This window comes from Mycobacterium sp. E3305, from assembly GCF_001666785.1.
Taxonomy (GTDB): Bacteria; Actinomycetota; Actinomycetes; order Mycobacteriales; family Mycobacteriaceae; genus Mycobacterium.
On the sequence record NZ_LZJA01000143.1, the window covers coordinates 1 to 16,829 of the forward strand.

At 65.7% G+C, this 16,829-nt stretch carries 17 protein-coding genes and 2 pseudogenes; 14 read left to right on the forward strand and 5 right to left on the reverse strand.

Features of this window, described 5'->3' with window-relative positions; translation table 11 throughout:
* Positions 1 to 210 (reverse strand): annotated as a pseudogene (locus A5701_RS13060) (SDR family NAD(P)-dependent oxidoreductase); the annotation flags it as partial.
* On the opposite strand from A5701_RS13060, the pseudogene A5701_RS13065 reads away from it, so the two are divergent.
* Positions 203 to 517 (forward strand): annotated as a pseudogene (locus A5701_RS13065) (short-chain dehydrogenase); the annotation flags it as partial. The pseudogenes A5701_RS13060 and A5701_RS13065 overlap by 8 nt on opposite strands.
* Positions 518 to 528: 11 nt before the next feature.
* Here the strand turns inward: A5701_RS13065 and A5701_RS13070 are convergent.
* Positions 529 to 1,356, reverse strand: coding sequence for an enoyl-CoA hydratase/isomerase family protein (locus A5701_RS13070; RefSeq protein ID WP_067753742.1), 828 nt, complete (start codon positions 1,354 to 1,356; stop codon positions 529 to 531).
* Positions 1,357 to 1,408: 52 nt separating this feature from the next.
* Between A5701_RS13070 and A5701_RS13075 the strand changes: the two genes are divergently transcribed.
* The 13 genes from A5701_RS13075 (at position 1,409) to A5701_RS13135 (ending at position 13,048) form a co-directional block, all read left to right on the forward strand.
* Complete coding sequence (locus tag A5701_RS13075; RefSeq protein WP_067753745.1) at positions 1,409 to 2,659, forward strand: hypothetical protein; 1,251 nt, start codon at positions 1,409 to 1,411, stop codon at positions 2,657 to 2,659.
* A gap of 4 nt (positions 2,660 to 2,663) precedes the next feature.
* Positions 2,664 to 3,470 carry an enoyl-CoA hydratase/isomerase family protein gene (locus tag A5701_RS13080; protein ID WP_067753749.1) on the forward strand — a complete coding sequence of 269 codons (807 nt, stop codon included), beginning with the start codon at positions 2,664 to 2,666 and terminating at the stop codon, positions 3,468 to 3,470.
* A gap of 6 nt (positions 3,471 to 3,476) precedes the next feature.
* Positions 3,477 to 4,724, forward strand: coding sequence for an acyl-CoA dehydrogenase family protein (locus A5701_RS13085; protein ID WP_082969738.1), 1,248 nt, complete (start codon positions 3,477 to 3,479; stop codon positions 4,722 to 4,724).
* Positions 4,721 to 5,536 carry an enoyl-CoA hydratase/isomerase family protein gene (locus tag A5701_RS13090; RefSeq protein ID WP_067753752.1) on the forward strand — a complete coding sequence of 272 codons (816 nt, stop codon included), beginning with the start codon at positions 4,721 to 4,723 and terminating at the stop codon, positions 5,534 to 5,536. The genes A5701_RS13085 and A5701_RS13090 overlap by 4 nt, the downstream gene beginning before the upstream one ends.
* A complete protein-coding gene (locus A5701_RS13095) occupies positions 5,533 to 6,333 on the forward strand; it encodes an enoyl-CoA hydratase/isomerase family protein (protein ID WP_067753755.1) in 801 nt (266 codons plus the stop codon). Before A5701_RS13090 ends, A5701_RS13095 begins: the two co-directional genes overlap by 4 nt.
* Positions 6,330 to 7,781: a class I adenylate-forming enzyme family protein gene (locus A5701_RS13100; RefSeq protein WP_067753758.1), complete on the forward strand. Its 1,452-nt coding sequence runs from the start codon at positions 6,330 to 6,332 to the stop codon at positions 7,779 to 7,781. The genes A5701_RS13095 and A5701_RS13100 overlap by 4 nt, the downstream gene beginning before the upstream one ends.
* A 100-nt stretch (positions 7,782 to 7,881) precedes the next feature.
* The gene (locus tag A5701_RS28180; protein WP_156670079.1) at positions 7,882 to 8,022 is read left to right on the forward strand and encodes a hypothetical protein; all 141 of its coding nucleotides are present in this window, start codon (positions 7,882 to 7,884) and stop codon (positions 8,020 to 8,022) included.
* Positions 8,023 to 8,278: 256 nt separating this feature from the next.
* Positions 8,279 to 8,938: a hypothetical protein gene (locus A5701_RS13105; protein WP_067753761.1), complete on the forward strand. Its 660-nt coding sequence runs from the start codon at positions 8,279 to 8,281 to the stop codon at positions 8,936 to 8,938.
* A gap of 96 nt (positions 8,939 to 9,034) precedes the next feature.
* Positions 9,035 to 9,397, forward strand: a complete 363-nt coding sequence (locus A5701_RS13110) for a hypothetical protein (protein WP_231972819.1) — start codon at positions 9,035 to 9,037, stop codon at positions 9,395 to 9,397.
* Positions 9,398 to 9,407: 10 nt separating this feature from the next.
* On the forward strand, positions 9,408 to 10,013 hold the full coding sequence (locus A5701_RS13115) for an SDR family oxidoreductase (protein WP_067753769.1): 606 nt from the start codon (positions 9,408 to 9,410) through the stop codon (positions 10,011 to 10,013).
* Positions 10,010 to 10,768, forward strand: coding sequence for an SDR family NAD(P)-dependent oxidoreductase (locus tag A5701_RS13120; RefSeq protein ID WP_067753772.1), 759 nt, complete (start codon positions 10,010 to 10,012; stop codon positions 10,766 to 10,768). Before A5701_RS13115 ends, A5701_RS13120 begins: the two co-directional genes overlap by 4 nt.
* Before the next feature lie 6 nt (positions 10,769 to 10,774).
* On the forward strand, positions 10,775 to 11,455 hold the full coding sequence (locus A5701_RS13125) for a TIGR03619 family F420-dependent LLM class oxidoreductase (RefSeq protein WP_067753776.1): 681 nt from the start codon (positions 10,775 to 10,777) through the stop codon (positions 11,453 to 11,455).
* Between the two features lie 414 nt (positions 11,456 to 11,869).
* Positions 11,870 to 13,048, forward strand: a complete 1,179-nt coding sequence (locus A5701_RS13135; RefSeq protein ID WP_067753791.1) for an amidohydrolase family protein — start codon at positions 11,870 to 11,872, stop codon at positions 13,046 to 13,048.
* 171 nt (positions 13,049 to 13,219) lie between these two features.
* On the opposite strand, the gene A5701_RS13140 is transcribed toward A5701_RS13135, so the two are convergent.
* The 3 genes from A5701_RS13140 to A5701_RS13150 form a co-directional block, all read right to left on the reverse strand.
* Positions 13,220 to 14,776, reverse strand: a complete 1,557-nt coding sequence (locus tag A5701_RS13140; RefSeq protein ID WP_067753784.1) for a class I adenylate-forming enzyme family protein — start codon at positions 14,774 to 14,776, stop codon at positions 13,220 to 13,222.
* Positions 14,773 to 15,975 carry an acyl-CoA dehydrogenase family protein gene (locus A5701_RS13145; protein ID WP_067753785.1) on the reverse strand — a complete coding sequence of 401 codons (1,203 nt, stop codon included), beginning with the start codon at positions 15,973 to 15,975 and terminating at the stop codon, positions 14,773 to 14,775. Before A5701_RS13145 ends, A5701_RS13140 begins: the two co-directional genes overlap by 4 nt.
* Positions 15,972 to 16,829 (reverse strand): acyl-CoA dehydrogenase family protein (locus A5701_RS13150; RefSeq protein ID WP_067753794.1); only part of this gene is annotated, 858 nt, incomplete at its 5' end. The genes A5701_RS13145 and A5701_RS13150, both read right to left, overlap by 4 nt.

Sequence of the window (16,829 nt, forward strand, 5' to 3'; positions counted from 1 at the left end):
TTCCCCCATGATGTTCTCGGTCATCCGCGTCCGTGCGATGGGGGCGATAGCGTTGATGGCGATGCCGTTGCGGGCACCTTCGATGGCGAGAACGTGCATCATGCCGATGAGGCCCATCTTGGCCGCGCCGTAGTTGGCTTGACCGAAGTTCCCGAAAAGTCCGGTGCCGGAAGTGGTCTGAACGATCCGTCCGTAATTCTGTGCCCGCAACGGCATCGCCATCAACGCTATCGCCCCCATCGCACGGACGCGGATGACCGAGAACATCATGGGGGAAGCCGGTCAGGCCATGCACCCCGAGCTCGTCACCCCTGTGGTGGTCTACCTGTGCCATCCGACGTGCGACCGAACCGCGCACATCTACTCGGTCGGCGCCGGGAAGGTGTCACGGGTGTTCATCGGCGTCACCAAGGGAATCGAAGACACCGCTTTGACCGCCGAGTCCGTGGCGTCGTCGATCGACGACATCGACGACAGCGCCACGTTCACCATCCGGGGCGGACCCACCGCCGCCTAGCAGACAGCCGGTCAGCGACCGAGAAACTTGGGCTCACGACGTTCCGCGAACGAGGCGAGGCCCTCTTGGAGGTCGGCGGTGTGCGACACCACCTCCTGCGCCCAGGCCTCCTGCTCTAATGCGCGGTGTCGATCCGACTCCGACGACACCGACAACAACCGTTTCGTCAGCGCCAGCATCACGGTAGGGCCCGCGGCCAGCCGTACCGCGAGCTCCTCGGCGGCCGCCCGGGTGTCTTCGGGTGCGGTCACGCGATTGACCAGCCCGAGCTTCTCGCAGGTGGCAGCGTCGACCGGCTCGCCGAGCATCAAGAGTTCAGTGGCCTTGCGCAACCCCACGATTCTCGTCAACAGGTGGATGGCCCCCGAATCGGGCAGGATCCCTCGGTGCACAAACGCCTCCACGAGCTTGGCCTGCGCAGACATCACCACCAGATCGGATGCCAGCACCAAGCTGGCGCCGGCGCCCGCCGCCGTACCGTTGACAGCGGCCACCACGGGTTTGTCGCAATCCAGTATCGAGGAAATCAATCGCTGCCAGCCTTGCTGAAGCATGCGGGCGATGTCACCGGGCCGCTTCTCCGCGATGGGTTTCGAACGCGGGTCAGCGCTTGCCGCCTGGGACGGCAAGCCGGCGCCGGTACAGAAATGCCGGTCACCCGTCGCGCTCAGCAGCACGGCACGCACGTCGGACCGATCATGAGCCAGGGCAAAAGCATCGTTGAGCGCCTGACGCGCCAAGGGCGACAACGAATTTCCGACGTCTGCGCGGTCGATGGTGACTCTTAGTACCCCGTCATCGCCGACGGCCACCAGGATGCCCGATGCTTGTTCGCTCATATCCTCATCCCTGCGTTAACGGCGTTTCCGCTTTTCGGGTATCTTAATTTCCATGCCGGAAACCGGTCAGATTACCGACGAGGGGTTGGCCCGGTTGCGGGCCACCATCGGGATCGCGGTTCCGCACACTCAGCCGCCGCACTACTTCAGACCGAACGAAGACTGCTTCCGCCACGTAGCGGAGAGCTACGGCGACGCCAACCCGCTGTGGAGCGACGCGGAATACGCCGCCAAATCCGTATGGGGCGAGTCGATCGCGCCCCCCGCGCTCGTCGGGGGCGACAGCTTGATAGGTGAGGACGAGGTGACCACGCTCTCCGACGAAGACCGCGCGCTGACCAAGGGTGACCCCTTGCGCGGCGTTCACGCCTTCTACGCGTCCTCGTCGCGTGAGTGGTGGGCGCCGCTGCGGGCCAATCATCGCGTCTTCCGGCGCAACGCTCTGGTCGCGGCCCTGGACAAGAGCAGTGAATTCGCCGATCGGGCCGTCCACGAGTGGTCGGCACAGGTGTTCCGAGACGATGAAGACGTCATCTTGGGTGCGCAGTACCGCAACATGATCCGCACCGAACGCAGCAAGGCGCGCGGCCGCAAGAAGTACGAGGCCGTCGAACTGAAGTCGTGGACGCCGGACGAGATCGCGGAATTGGACGAGAGATACGCGCGCGAAGCCCCGCGTGGCGCCGAACCGCGATGCTGGGAGGACGTCGACGAGGGTGACGACATCGGCACCCTGACCAAGGGCCCGTTGACGGTCACCGACATGGTCTGCTGGCATGTCGGCATGGGGACCGGCATGTACGGGGTGCGGCCCCTGCGACTGGCATGGCGCAATCGGCAGCGCATCCCCCGTTTCTACACGCCCAACGAATACGGTGTGCCGGATGCGCAGCAGCGCGTGCACTGGGAACCGGAGGCAGCCCGCAATGCGGGTAACCCCACCACCTTCGACTACGGCCGGATGCGCGAGACGTGGCTTATCCACCTGTGCACGGACTGGATGGGTGACGATGGCTGGCTGTGGAAGCTCGCCTGCGAATTCCGGCTCTTCAACTACGTCGGCGATCTGCACACCGTCACCGGGACGGTGGTCCGCAAGTACCTCGCCGAGGACGATCGTCCGGCCGTCGATCTCGAGTTGGCGGCGACGAATCATCGTGGCCAGATCACGGCGCCGGGCACGGCCACGATTCTGCTCCCCAGCCGCGAACACGGACCCGTCCGACTACCCGATCCCCCTGGGCGGGCGACCAATCTCGCGGACCTGCTCACCGCCGTGGCCGCACGATTCGCCGAAACCTGAGCCCATGACTTACGACAGTGTGCCCGGTCTCGCGGCGGAACAACGCGGTGCGGTCTTGCAATTGAGGTTGGACCGCGAGGATCGCCGCAACGCAGTCAACGACGTCATGCTCGACGCGATGATCGCGCATTTCGCCGCCGCGGGTGTCGACGAATCCGTCCGCGTCATCAGGATCGACGCCGCGGGACCCGACTTCTGCGCCGGGTCCGACCTCATCGCCAACAACGCCCGTTCCGAGCGAAAGCCCAGGGTGGGTAGCACGCAGCGCCGGCTGCCCAACAAAGCGAACCGGTTGATCCCGTTGATGCTCGAGACTCAGGTGCCCATCGTGTCCGTAGTGCGGGGCTGGGCCGCCGGGCTCGGATTCCACATCGCACTCGCATCCGACTTCTGTGTCGCCGCCGAGGATGCACGGTTCTGGGAACCTTTCATGGCCCGCGGTTTCACCCCCGACAGCGGCGCGGCCTGGCTGCTGCCGCGGCTGATCGGCCTGGTCCGCACCCGGCAACTGCTGATGCTGGGCAAGGAGATCACCGGAACCACCGCCGCCGAGTGGAACATCATCCACGCCGCCGCCCCGGTCGACGAATTGGACACCGTGGCAAGCGAACTGACTGCCGGCCTTGGCGATGCGCCCACGGTGGCGCTGGGCCTCACCAAGTGGCTGCTGCACAGCGGCAACGGGCTCGACCTGGACCGTCATCTGCAGAACGAAGCGATGGCGCTCGAACTATCCAGCCGCAGTGAAGATTTCAAAGAAGGATTGGCGGCCTTCCGCGACCGACGCGAAGCAAAGTTCCAAGGGCGCTAGAAGAACGTGACGCCCCTGCCGATCACCGAGGCCACCAGTGCCGCCGACGCCGTCGCGGCGGTCGAACAATGGGTCGACGCTGAGGTGCCGGCGTCCTGGCGTATGGCCGCCGCGCAGAGTCCCGTCGCCCTGCGCGCGGTGCGGAGCCCCGCGGATTACCGGCAGTGGTATCCGGTTTTCGCCGAGTCCGGTCTTGTGGTGCCGACCTGGGCGCGCGAATACGGCGGCCTGGGTATCGGCAACGAGGTGGCCAGGGCGATCGATAGGGTGCTGCTTCCACTGCGGCTGTTCCGGCTGAACCCGTTGGGGCTCAACAACACTGCTGCGGCGTTGTTCAGCCACGGTACGGAAGAGCAGCGGTTGCGCTTCCTGCCGCCGATCGTGCGCAACGAGGAGAAGTGGTGTCAGCTCTTCAGTGAGCCCGGCGCGGGGTCGGACCTTGCCTCGTTGGCGACACGGGCCGTCCGGGACGCGGATGGCTGGCTGATCTCGGGCCAAAAGGTCTGGACCACGTGGGCCGACGAGGCTGACTTCGCGATCCTGCTCGCACGAACCGATCCGGACGCACCCAAGCACAAGGGCATCACCTACTTCCTGCTCGATATGCGTCAGGCCGGCGTCGAGGTACGACCACTGCGTCAGATCACCGGCGAGGCGGAGTTCAACGAAGTCTTCATCGACGATGCCCGGGTCCCCGACGCGCACCGGGTGGGCGAGGTCAATGACGGCTGGCGCGTCAGCGCGTCGACGCTGTCCAGTGAGCGGCAGATGGTTTCGGGTTCCGGGTCGGGAGGCATGGGCCGCCTCGGCGGCTCCGGCGCCGACCGGCTGATCGCCGTCGCGCGGGAGACGGGCCGATGGGACGACCCGGTCGTCCGTAACAAGATCATGCGGTTGTGGGCCCAGGAGCAGATCCGTGGCTGGACCAATGACCGTGTCCGGGCGGCACTTTCGGCCGGCCAATCGCCCGGTGCCGCGTCCTCGATCGGTAAGGTGCACCAGGCCACGCTGAACCAGCAAATTCAGGACCTCATGGTCGACCTGCTGGGTACGGACGCGGTCGCCTGGGCCGCCACCGACGAGCCGGACGCACTGCCCCGGGATGTCCATGGAATGCTGCGCAGCCTCGCCAACGGCACCGAGGGCGGCACCACCGACATCAACAAGAACATCCTCGGCGAGCGCGCGCTCGGGCTTCCCAAGGAACCGGACCCCTGGAAGGGCAAACCCTGGAAGGACATTCCGCGCTCGTGAGCACCTACCAGCGGTTGGTCGTGGAGAAGTCCGAGGGTATCGGCTGGCTGATCCTGAACCGGCCGGACGCGGGCAACGCCTTCGACGCGTTGATGCTCGACGAACTCGAGACCGCCTGGGCCGAACTCGATGCCGATCCCGGTGTCCGGGTGATCGTCAACGCGGCCAACGGCACAGCCTTCTGCACGGGCATGGACGTGGTGCAGGTGGCGCGCGACAAAGCGGCGATGCGCCGCCACTCGCGTCGAACTCGGGACGCGGAGCTGAAGATTTCGTCCTGGCATTGCGGGGTATGGAAGCCGGTGATCGCGGCCGTGAACGGGGTTTGCGCGGGCGGTGGCCTGCACCTGGTGGCCGACGCCGACATCGTCATCGCGGCCGAACAGGCCTCCTTCGTCGACCCGCACGTGTCGCTCGGCCAGGCCGTCGCCTATGAGGCGATCACCCTGCTTCGCAAGTCTCCGATGGAGGCAATCACCCGGATGGCGTTGAGCGGCAGGGGCGAACGCATCTCGGCGCAACGCGCCTACGAGTTGGGCATCTTGTCCGAGGTGGTAGCCGCCGATCGGCTTCGCGCCGCGGCGCTTCGGCTCGCCACCGCGATCGCCGGAAATTCGCCGACCGCGTTGCGCGCCACCAAGAAGGCGCTGTGGCACTCCCTGGAAGTCGGGATGACGCAGGCCCGCCGGGATGCCTCCGATGAGATCTGGCGGCTGCGCAATCACCCCGACCACGGCGAGGGCGCCAGGGCGTGGCGCGAGAAGCGCACACCACGGTGGCAAGCACCGTCCGGCGCTGTGGAGGCTTCATGACGTATCAGAGGCTGGTCGTCGAGCGGCGCGGGCCGGTTGGCTGGATCATCAACAACCGCCCCGACCGGCTCAACGCGTATGACGTTCTGATGCGTGAGGAATTCCCGAAAGCGTGGTCGGAACTGAATGCCGACCCAGACGTCCGCGTCATCGTGCACACCGGCAACGGGCGAGCGTTCCAGGTGGGGGCCGACGTCGAGGAGCTCGACGGCGAGGCCGTGCTGCAGTTTCAGGAGACCATGCGCACGCTGGACCTCAAGCTGACGGCGTGGCACTGCAACGTCGAGAAGCCGGTCATCACGGCTGTCAACGGGGTATGCGCCGGTGGCGGGTTGCACTGGGTGGCCGACGCCGACATCGTCATCGCGTCATCGGACGCGAGCTTCGTCGACCCGCACGTCTCGATCGGCCAGGTCAGCGCTTTGGAAACCATCGCGCTGATGCGCAAGATGCCGGCCGAGGCGGTGTTGCGGATGGCGTTGGTGGGCAGCCACGAACGGCTCAGCGCCCATCGTGCGTACCAGCTCGGCATGATCAGCCAGGTCGTGGATCCGCCCGAAAAGCTGCGCGAGGTCGCCCAGGAGCTGGCCGAGAAGATCGCCAGAAACTCACCCGCGGCGATGCGTGCCACCAAGCGTGCACTGTGGGGCGCACTCGAATACGGCCTGACCGATGCGTGCCGCGCCGGCGCCAAGCACCTGACGTCGATGTGGGGGCACCCCGACCAGAACGAAGGACCACTGGCCTTCGCGGACAAGCGAACTCCGAATTGGGCTCCGTTGGAGGCCGATTCGTGAGCCTGGTGGATCTGCTTGACCGCCTGCCGGATGTCGCCGTGCACCTGGTCGATGGCGAGGTGTCGCGCGACGAGCTGGTGGCCAGTTCCGACCAACTCGGCGCGCTCCTCACGGCAATCGGACTGGCGAGGGGACAGGTTGTCGCCGCCATGCTGCCCAACGACGCAACCACCATCGCCGCCCTGTTCGGCACGTGGCGCGCCGGTGGGGTGTACACACCGTTGAACCCCAGGGCGGCCGACGCCGAGATAGCGGCCCAACTGACGACGCTGCGGCCCGTCGCCGTCGTCACGACACCCGAACTGGCGCCGAGATTCTCGACGTTCGAAATCCCCGTCGTCACCGGTGATGCGCTGGCGTGGGCAACGGCGGCAAGGCGCGACTTGCCCGCGCACGCGCGGTCCTACGACGACGATGTGGCACTGTTGCAGTTCACCTCCGGCACCACCGGCCCGCCAAAGCCGGTGCCGCTTCGGCACACCACGGTGCTCGACCTGATCGACCGACTGTTGGCGAAACTTCGTGGGAAGAAAGCCACTACCGGCGCACCGAAACGCCCGCCGATGCCGAACCTCGTGCCGTTGTCGTTGTCGTTGTGGGCGGGTATCTACCAGGTGCTGTTCGCCTTCCGGGCGGGTTCGGGCGTGGTGCTGATGGAGCGATTCTCCCCGTCGGACTTCGCCGCGCTGGTTCGGCGGCACCAGCTGCGTTCCACGGTGCTGCCGCCCGCGGCGCTCACCATGGTGTTGCACGACGACTCGGTCACGGACCTGTCGCCGCTGAAGATCGTGCGATCGATCACCGCTCCCCTGTCACCTGTGCAAGCGGCCCGATTCAGGGACAAGTTCGGCGTGATCGTGCTGAACTCCTACGGCCAGACCGAACTCGGTGGCGAGGTGGTGGGGTGGTCGGCCGCCGACGCCCGCGAGTGGGGAGAGACCAAACTCGGATCGGTGGGGCGCCCCCTTCCCGGCATCGACGTCGACATTGCCGATGACGAGGTGCTGGTGCGCACGCCGACGACAGCGGCGCGCAACATCGATCCGGCCTTCCTCGACCGGCTCACCGATGACGGCTGGTTTCACACCGGCGACTTGGGCTGGTTCGACGACGACGGGTTCCTCTGGCTCGACGGCCGGGTGTCCGACATGATCAACCGTGGCGGCCTCAAGGTCTTCCCGGGCACCGTCGAAGACGTCATTCTCGCCGCCGGCGGCGTGCGGGAAGCCGCCGTCGTGGGCATCCCCGACGAGCGGCTCGGCGAGGTGCCCTGGGCGTTCGTCGTGCGACGTGATCAGGCCGTTACAGAAGAGAGCCTCACCGAGTGGTGCCGGGATCGATTGACGCCGTACCGCGTACCCGTGCGATTCGTGTTCGTCGACCGGCTGCCGCGCAACGACGTCGGCAAGGTGGTCAAGCGCGAGCTCGCCGCCATGGCCAATGCGTGAAGGTTCGGACTCAGCAATCGTCGAAGCCCGGGAGCTTCGTTACCCGTTATGCGATAACGCTAATTCTCGCAATTGATAATGGTGCTATCATTTCGGGACAATGTGTATTTCCACCCGCGTTGCGGAGACGGGAGCAACGGATGTGATCGAAGAATTGGTGCGGATGGTGATCACGTGGGGCGTGATGTGCGCATTGGTTGCCTTCTTCTACTGGATGTTGTCGAACATCGGGACTTTCTGACCGCAGCGATCGGCCCTGAGTGAAGTCGCCTCGGGCCGGCTATCTATTTCCTAAGGAGGAATCAGCGCGGTGGACGAACAGGATCGCCGGCGTAGGCGCGGCCTCATCGTTTTCCAAATCTGGATATACGGCCTCCTGCTGACGATGTTTCTCATCCAGCTCTCCATGTTGCTGACAAGAGATTGGTAGGCCCATGCGATTGCCCTCTGCGATAACGCGCCACGGGAACGGTGCATCCTCCTTCGCGTCAGCGACTTTGGACGAACACGAACGCCGGAGCCGGCGGGCTCAACGACAGGCGGATATCTGGCTCATAGCGGGCACGGCACTGATGGGCACGCTCGTGCTCGGCATCCTCGGGCTCCCCCTGTTCGTGCGTGGCCTGTACCTGTTGCGCAATGCCCAACGCGAGGGCCTGTCGGTGCGTCCACTCATGGTCACGCTCATCGGTTACGTGATCATCCTGGACGCGGCCCTGAACAGCATCGGTTGGGCACTCGACCTGTTCGCCAATCACGCCCTGATAACCCGCACCGTGTTCACCGCTTGGGGGAACCTGATGGACGGGGGCTACTTCTGGCACTACAACGAGCTCTGGATCGGAGGTGCCGGTGCGCCCGGGGAGAAGGCGTGGGTTCTCGTGTGCGTGCTCATCGCCTTTCCGATGCGGATGGCCGCAGCGATCGGCTTCCTACAGATGAAGCGCTGGGGGCACCAGTGGATGATCGTCACTTGCTGGTTCGGTGTGGTGGTCTGGACCGGCTACATCTTCAACATGACGTTGTATGCCGATGTGCGGTACGCGGCGGTAGGCCTGCCGGTGCTGGCCTGGTGGGCCTACAACGTCTTTTACATCACGCCGTTCCTCGCAATCCCCTACCTGCACACCGTGAACCGGGAAATCTTCTCCGACTGAACGATCCTGGGAAGGACTATCGTGTCTGAATCAACTGTGGACGCAGTCGCGCCGGCCGAGCCGCTACCTCCGGGCACGACGTCGGCTTGGGCGCGGATGCACACGTGGCTCAAACGGGGGCTGTTCGTCTGCCTGTTCGGGTTGGTGATCGAGGGGTCGCTCACCGTGCCGGTGATGGCAGTCTGGTACGGGTGGCCCACGCTGTCCCTCACCCAAATCTGCAGCGAATTGCTGAAGGTGCGCTACTCCGATGACTCGCTCGAATGCAGGCAGCCCTATCCCCTCGGGGGCCCGCCGTTCGGCGGTGCTCCGGAGGCCGCCGGCCAACACACCGCGAAAGACGACTGGGGAGTCCAACCCCACCCGCGGTACAACCGGATCGGCTTCCGCGAACTGGTGAAGATCCACGACGAGCGAATCGCACGGCAAGCGAAGGTGTCGGCGATTCCAAAACCGTAGGGCGGCGCACATGACAACTCCGCACGTCATAGGGCGCAGCGATGCCATCTCGTGGGCGATCGCAGCAAGTCTCAAATCGGTCGTCCACAACCTCGACGAACCGACTCAGCCGAACACGGACCACGTGGTCATAGTGATCGGCGTCGATCCGGCGCTCGAGCCGACGCACGTCAGCACCTTGAGTGCGCCGGATTGGGACCGATTCGCCGAACAACCGATGCGACACGCGCTGGCCGCGTTACAGCGGTCGTACTCCTCGATGCGCAACCAAGGTGGAGGACGAATCGTGCTGGTGCTGCCATCGATCGGGATGACGGGAGCGCCGTATCTTGTCCCGTACGCCACCGCGCTCGAGGGAATCCGCGCGATGGCCAAATCCGCCGCTCGCCAATGGGCTTCTCAAAACCTCATCGTCAACATGGTTGCCGCCCCGCTTCGTCTTTTCGCGCCGCGGCTGAGCGCGTCAGCCAGCCATGTGGCCGCCGCAGCGCTTCAGGACGATGACTCGCTCATCGAATCGATCGTCGAGACGACACGATTCCTACTCAAGCCCGAGGTCACGGGTCTGGTCGGCGAAACCGTCATCGTCGACGGCGGAGCCGTGATGCTCCCATGACGATCAACGATTACACGGTGCTGGTCACTGGAGCCGGCGGCGGTGTCGGGCACGGCATCGCGCGTGCGCTCGCGGTCGACGGCGCGCACGTCTTCGTCGCCACCCGATCGGAAAGTGGGCGGGCGGTCGCTGCGGAACTCAGCGAGACCGGTTGTCGGGCAAGCTGGGTCCGCTGCGACGTCACCGTAGCCGAGTCGGTCATCGGCGCCGTCGAGGCCGCGGTGATGACGACCGGGCGCCTGGATGCGCTGGTACACAATGCCACAAGCAACGCATCCAGCCAGCCGCACCGACTCGAGGACGTCGATGAGTCGCTGTGGCGCGACCACATCAGCGTGTCGGTGACCGGCGCCTATCACTGTGCGAGCGCAGCCTTCCAAGCGCTGCGTGAACGGGCAGGGACATTCCTGGTGATGACCTCACCCGCCGGGATCGAAGGCAGCGCCACACTGCCGCTCTATGCCACGGTGAAGGGCGCACTGCGGGGCTTCGCCAAAAGCCTGGCCCGCGAATGGGGCGCCTACGGCATCACGGTCAATGTGATATCGCCGCTTGCATATTCACCGGCGATGACGGCGGCGATCGAAGCCGACCCCGCGATGGAGGAGCGGCTCGCACGCCGGATCCCACTGGCTCGCATCGGCGATCCACAACTCGACATCGGTTCGGCGGTCACTTTCCTCGTGGGCCCCAAGGCCAGGTATCTCACCGGTCAGACGATAGGGGTCGATGGCGGCCACTTCACCAACCTCTAGGCCGTCGTGGAAATCGGTCTTGTTCTTCCGCACAGCGGCCCGAACGCGTCACCGTCGTTCATCCGCGACTTCGCGCAGACCGCCGAGGGTTGCGGAGTCGACCGACTCTGGGCGGTCGACCATCTCGTTTTGCCCCGTCACAGCGATTCGCTGTATCCGCTGGGCCGCAGGCCCACGCCAGTCGCCGACGGCTGGCTCGCCGACAATCTCGCCCCCAACTTCGAACTCATGACGACGCTCAGTTGGGTTGCCGGGTTGACGAGCACGATTGGGCTCGGGTCATCGGTCGCCGTACTGCCGCTTCGCAATCCGATCGGCAACGCAAGACAACTCGCTTCGCTCGACGCGTTCTCGGGCGGCCGGCTCGTGTACGGCGTCGGAGTCGGGTGGCTGAAGGAAGAGGCGACAGCGATGGGCATGCCATGGGACAACCGTGGCGCCCGCAGCGAGGAACACATCCGGTTGTTGCGCACCCTATGGTGTGCGGACGATCCCTACGTCGAATTCCATGGGAAATTCTATGATTTCGCACCGATGGATCCGCGGCCGCACCCCGCACGACGACCCATTCCGATCCTGGTGGCGGGCACTCTGACACCGCGCTCGACCGAGCGGCGCGCGTCGGCGACGGGTGGATTTCCGCGCCGACGTCCGTTGGACGGCTGGCCGAGCTCGTCGCATCTCTGAACCGGTTAGCCGACGCGCGCGGCAGATCGTCGGCGAGCTTATACAAGGTCGCATCCACCGCTTATTCCGGCGCCCGATCATTGGCCGAGTCATGCGATGCCTACCGCCGACTGGGCATCGATCATGTTCAGGTCCTTCTATCGGCCGACGAGCCGCACCGCATCATCGACCGGATGCCGGAGGTCGCTGATGCGGCGAACCAGTGAATCGGGCCGGACGGCCCTCCAGCCCGTGACGCGCGGTGCGACCTTGCCGTTCGCCACGGTTTCGGACAGTATTAGGGCGAGAACGTCTACTCTCGGTTTGTGATAGTGGCGTTGCCGGTTGCCATCCGCGCCGTTGGCCATGCATATGGCGGACAAATCTGCGAGCAGGCTTTCGGCGATCTCGACTGCTTCGTGGAAAGGAATGACGATGACCGAACCCCGTGCGTTCGAGGTGTGGGATGCGGACAATCACATGTACGAGACGATCGACGCCTACACGCGCTATCTGCCGGAGAAATACTCCGAAGCATTGAAGTTCGTCGACGTCAATGGCCGCAAGAAGCTCCAGATCCTCGGCGTTATCACCGAGACGATACCCAACCCCACCTACGAGGTGATTCCCACTCCCGGCGCATGGGCCGACTACTACCGCGGGATCAACCCGGAGGGTAAGACGCTGCGCGAGCTCGCCGAGCCCATCCGCTGTCCAGACGAGTTCCGGCGCCCCGACCTGCGCCTGGCGTTGATGGACCGCCAGGGCGTTGATGGCGCGCTGATGTTTCCCACCACGGCGGGCATGCTCGAGGAACGGACCAAGTGCGACACCGAGCTCACCCACGCGGTTACCCACGCCTTCAACCGCTGGCTGCTCGAGGACTGGACGTTCAACTTCAAGGACCGCATCTTCCCCGTCCCGGCGATCTCACTCAACGATCCGTCGAAGGGCGTTGCGGAACTCGAATGGTGCCTGGAAAACGGTGCGAAGACGGTGCTGATCCGGCCAGCGCCGGTGCCCAGGGAGGACGGAACCTCGCGTTCACCTGCGTTGCCCGAGTTCGACGGGTTCTGGAGATTGGTCGAGTCGTCGGGCATCTCGGTCCAGATGCACAACTCCGACGCCGGCTACGACCGCTACCTCTCCGACTGGGAGGGCGGCAACGAGTTCCAGGGTTTCCAGCTGACGAAGTTCCGCGGCTTCATCTACGAGGAGAGCCGCCACATCTTCGATACGCTCGCGGCCTTCATCGCCCATGGGGTGTTCGAGCGCTTCCCCGGCCTACGCATCGGTGTGGTCGAGAACGGCGGTTCGTGGGCTCAGCGTCTGATGGACGTTTTCGATCGGGTATACCGCAAGAAGCCGCGCGAATTCAGTGAGCACCCGTGTGATGTCTTCCGCAGGCACGTGTGGGTGAACCCGTTTCACGAGGAGGACATGTCGCACCTCATCGACATCCTCGGTGAGGCGCGGGTGATGTTCGGCTCGGACTACCCGCATCCCGAGGGATTGGCCGCGCCCGCGGACTTCGTCAATGAGCTCGAAAACCTCCCCGCCGCAACCACAGCACGAGTGATGGGCGGCAATCTGAAGGAGCTGATCGGCATCTAGCCGAGTCCGGCGGCGAATCGCCTCAGGTACGGCCAGGAGATGTTGAACATCTCCCCGCGTCGGCATAAGTATCTTCACCGACAAGACCGATCCTTATGGCATTCGCGGTGCTGCGTGTCTCGGGCAGGAGATCGCCTTGCCCGGGAATCGGATCGGGGTTGTCACGAACGCTCACCGGTCCCCGAACCGGGTCCGGAGTTCATTCTTGAGCACCTTGCCGGTGAGATTACGTGGCAGCGCATCGACGATCTCGAGCCGTTCGGGCGACTTGTGCCTGCTCAGCCCCCGGGCTTGGCAATGTTCGGAAACCGAAGAGAGCGTGACCGCCGCACCCGGGCGGGCGACGACGACGGCACACACCCGTTCGCCGGTCCGCTCATCGGGTACGCCGATGACCGCGACGTCGGCGATCGCAGGGTGGCTCGCCAGGACGCCCTCGATCTCGAGGGCCGAGATGTTCTCCGCGTTGCGGATGATCGCGTCCTTGATGCGCCCCGTGACGACGACATTGCCCTGTTGGTCGATGCGTCCCAGATCGCCGGTGCGAAACCACCCGCCGGCGTCGAATGCCTGGGCATCTAATGACGCATCGACGTAGCCGAGGAAGCATTGCGGGCCCTTGAGCCGCAGCTCCCCCTCCTCCCCGGGCTCGACCGGCCGCTCGGATTCGTCGACGACTCGCACTGAGACGCCCGGCACGGGTTTGCCGACGGTGTGGTCCAGCAGCTCCGGAGGGCCGTTCGGTGCTTGGGAGGTGGCGACCGGAAATTCGGTCAGTCCCCAGGAATTGGCCACACCGTCGACCGAGAAGGTCTGCCGCACTTGATGTCCCAACTCCGCGGTGATGGGTGCACCACCGCCGACACAGCCACGCAGATCGGGATATAGCGGTTCGGCGCCGTGTTTTGCCTGCGCCGCCATGAAGGCGACGAAGAACGGGGTGGCGCTGCCCAGCAGAGTCGGCCGGTGCGCAGCGATGGCGAAGGGGGTCTCCACGGGATCGAAGGTGTCGAAGAGCACCAGTCGCATGCCGGTATGGAGGGCGGCAGCGAGCATGGCGGCTCCCCCGATGTGCGACACCGGAAAGGCGATCGGGTTGACGTCGCTACTGGAGGCGCCGACGATGGCGACGACGCCTGCCGAGCCGGCGATGACCGAGCGGTCGCAGTGCCGCGCGCCTTTCGGGGACGCCGTTGTGCCCGACGAATAGTAGATCCAGCGCGGCTCCTCGCCCGATTGTGGCGGCGCAGGCAGCGCCGCCGGATCACCGGCGGGTAGCCGAAGTGCGCCGGTGATGGGCTCGTCGCGGTCGATGACCACGACAGTCATGGGTTGCTGATCACCGATCCGCTGGGCGAGCGCGATGTGGTCGAAATTGCGCCACACCCCGGGAACGATGAGGACGTCGGTCGCGAGCTGCGTTGTCACAAAACGTAATTCGCTCTCCCGCCAGATCGGCAGTACCGGGTTTTGGACCGCCCCGAGGCGCGCCAGCGCCACCATGACGACCATCGTCTCCAGCGTCGTCGGCAGCTGCCACGACACCACCGTTCCCGCGCCAATTCCGCGTTGCGCCAACGCCGCCGCGCATGTCAGTGCGGATTCGTACAGCTGCTCGCACGACAGGGCCCGACCGTAGTCGTCGACTAGGACCACCCGATCGGGATGCGCCCGCGCCGCCGTCTCGACCAGGGACCAATAGGTCTCCGCCGCCGGGTATGCGGTCATCGGCTCGGCAAGTGCAGTCGCCGCTTGGCCAGGATGTTGCGCATCATTTCCGAGCTGCCACCGGATATCGTGTAGGCCCGGGACCACAGCCAGCATTCACGCAGGCGTTGTTTGGCGCGATCCACATCGGGGTCCGCAGTCCCCGCGGCAATCGCCGATGCGGCCAGCTCGGCGCCATAGGCCGCGACACGGTGATAGGTTTCGGCGAAGCTCAACTTCGCGATCGAGCCGTCGCCCGGTCGTTCCTCACCCGACGTCAGCCGCTCCACATGGTCGTCGATGAACGCCTTGGCTACCTCGGCCTCGACGGCCAACTCGGCGACCTGCTGGCGGATGTCGGTGGAGTCCAGTGCGGGCTCGCCGTCGATGAGCGCGTTCCGGGCCACGGTGACCAAATCGTCGATCAAGAGTTCGAGCAAGATGACGTTGCCGCCGATGCCGAATCGTTCAAAGTCCAAGCCGGCCATGATGATCGACCAGCCCTGGCCCACCTCGCCGATCAGGCTCTCCGGACCGAGCTCGACCCCGCTGAGGAAGACCTCATTGACCTCGATCGCATCGCCGATCGTGCGGATCGGACGAACCTCGACACCCTCCGCCGAGAGCGGCACGGTGAAGACGGACAGGCCGTGGTGGCGCGAGGACGTCGGGTCGGTGCGGATCAGGGCGAGGCCCATGTCGGCCCAGTGTCCGTCGGTGATCCAGGTCTTCTGGCCGTCGATCACCCAACCGCCGTCGGGTTGCCGCACCCCGCGGCTGCGCACCGCGGCGATGTCGCTACCCGCATCGGGTTCGCTGAGCAGTTGGCACCAGACGTGCTCGCTGCGCCGGATGGGTGGCAGTAGCCGCTGCTTCTGCTCGTCGGATCCGAAGTGCAAGAGCACGTGTGCCGCCAGGTTCACCTGGTCCACCGGGCGTGGCGCGCGGGCGCGCAGGATCTCCTCGCTGACGATGCGGTCGTGCAGTGGGTGGTGATCGTCGCGACCGCCGTGTTGGACCGGCCAATCCGCGCCCACGAGGCCCGCCTCGAACAGGCCGGCGAACCACGCGCGCAGCAGGGCTTCTTGCGCGGGGGTCTGCGGCGCACGGTGGCCTTCGCGGGCTTCGATCGGCGGCGCGTGTTCGGCGATGTGTGCCCTGACCCGCTCTCTGAAGTCGGCCAGCTGCGCATCGGTGGGACGGCTCCAAACCACGCTCACCAACCCGACACCTCCGCCACCAGCGCCCGGCTCGAACGCGCCGTGCCGATCAGGTGGCCGTTGGTGAAGACCCGACGCAGCTCGTAATGCAGCGGATACTCCCACGTGAAACCGATGCCGCCCGAAAGTTGCATGCACTCGTCGACGGCGGCGGCGGCCTTCGCCGCGACGAACGCGTGCGCCGCCGCCGTCAGCAAGGTCGCCCTCTCCTCTCCCGCAGCGAGTGCCCGCGCCGCCCTCATGACGACGGCGCGCGCTTTGACCTCGAAGACCAGCAGCTCGACCAGCCGGTGCTGAATCGCCTGAAAGCTCGCGATCGGGGCCCCGAATGCGATGCGCTCCTTGAGGTATGCCGTCAGCCGCTCGAGGGTCATCGACACGGCGCCCACCGAATCGGCGGCGACCAGCAGTCGGGCCACGGCGGCCAACTGGTCGGCCCGTTCGACAGATCCGATCACGTCGCCGGGTGCGGCCTTCGCGTCGAAACGCCATACGGTTCGGGTGACGTCCAGCAGGTCGGGGTCCAACTCGAACTGGTCGCGATCCAAATCGCGCAGCAGGTGAATTCCGTTGCTTCCCAGGAGTATGACGATGTCGGCCTGGTCGCCGCGGATGATCCGTGCGGGCTCGCCGACGATCGCGACGCCGGCCGTCGCGGTCCCGGCGAGCAGGCCGGGCAGCAACTGTTGCCTGGGGTACCCGGGCGCGGAGGCGAGCGCCGCGGCACCGATCGTGGTTCCCAACCACGCCGACCCGTCCTGCGCTCGACCAAGCTCCTCCGCCACGACGCAGGCCTCGACCGGACGCCACCCGGTGCCCCCCAGCACCTCATCCACGAGCAGGCCGGTCCAGTC

Excerpts from the sequence above, each read along its gene's own strand:
- A5701_RS13120 (WP_067753772.1), top strand. The coding sequence starts at position 10,010 with ATGACGATCAACGATTACACGGTGCTGGTCACTGGAGCCGGCGGCGGT.
- A5701_RS13115 (WP_067753769.1), top strand. The coding sequence starts at position 9,408 with ATGACAACTCCGCACGTCATAGGGCGCAGCGATGCCATCTCGTGGGCG.
- A5701_RS13080 (WP_067753749.1), top strand. The coding sequence starts at position 2,664 with ATGACTTACGACAGTGTGCCCGGTCTCGCGGCGGAACAACGCGGTGCG.
- A5701_RS13095 (WP_067753755.1), top strand. The coding sequence starts at position 5,533 with ATGACGTATCAGAGGCTGGTCGTCGAGCGGCGCGGGCCGGTTGGCTGG.
- A5701_RS13110 (WP_231972819.1), top strand. The coding sequence starts at position 9,035 with ATGCACACGTGGCTCAAACGGGGGCTGTTCGTCTGCCTGTTCGGGTTG.
- A5701_RS13135 (WP_067753791.1), top strand. The coding sequence starts at position 11,870 with ATGACCGAACCCCGTGCGTTCGAGGTGTGGGATGCGGACAATCACATG.
- A5701_RS13140 (WP_067753784.1), bottom strand. The coding sequence starts at position 14,776 with ATGACCGCATACCCGGCGGCGGAGACCTATTGGTCCCTGGTCGAGACG.
- A5701_RS13070 (WP_067753742.1), bottom strand. The coding sequence starts at position 1,356 with ATGAGCGAACAAGCATCGGGCATCCTGGTGGCCGTCGGCGATGACGGG.
- A5701_RS28180 (WP_156670079.1), top strand. The coding sequence starts at position 7,882 with ATGTGTATTTCCACCCGCGTTGCGGAGACGGGAGCAACGGATGTGATC.
- A5701_RS13075 (WP_067753745.1), top strand. The coding sequence starts at position 1,409 with ATGCCGGAAACCGGTCAGATTACCGACGAGGGGTTGGCCCGGTTGCGG.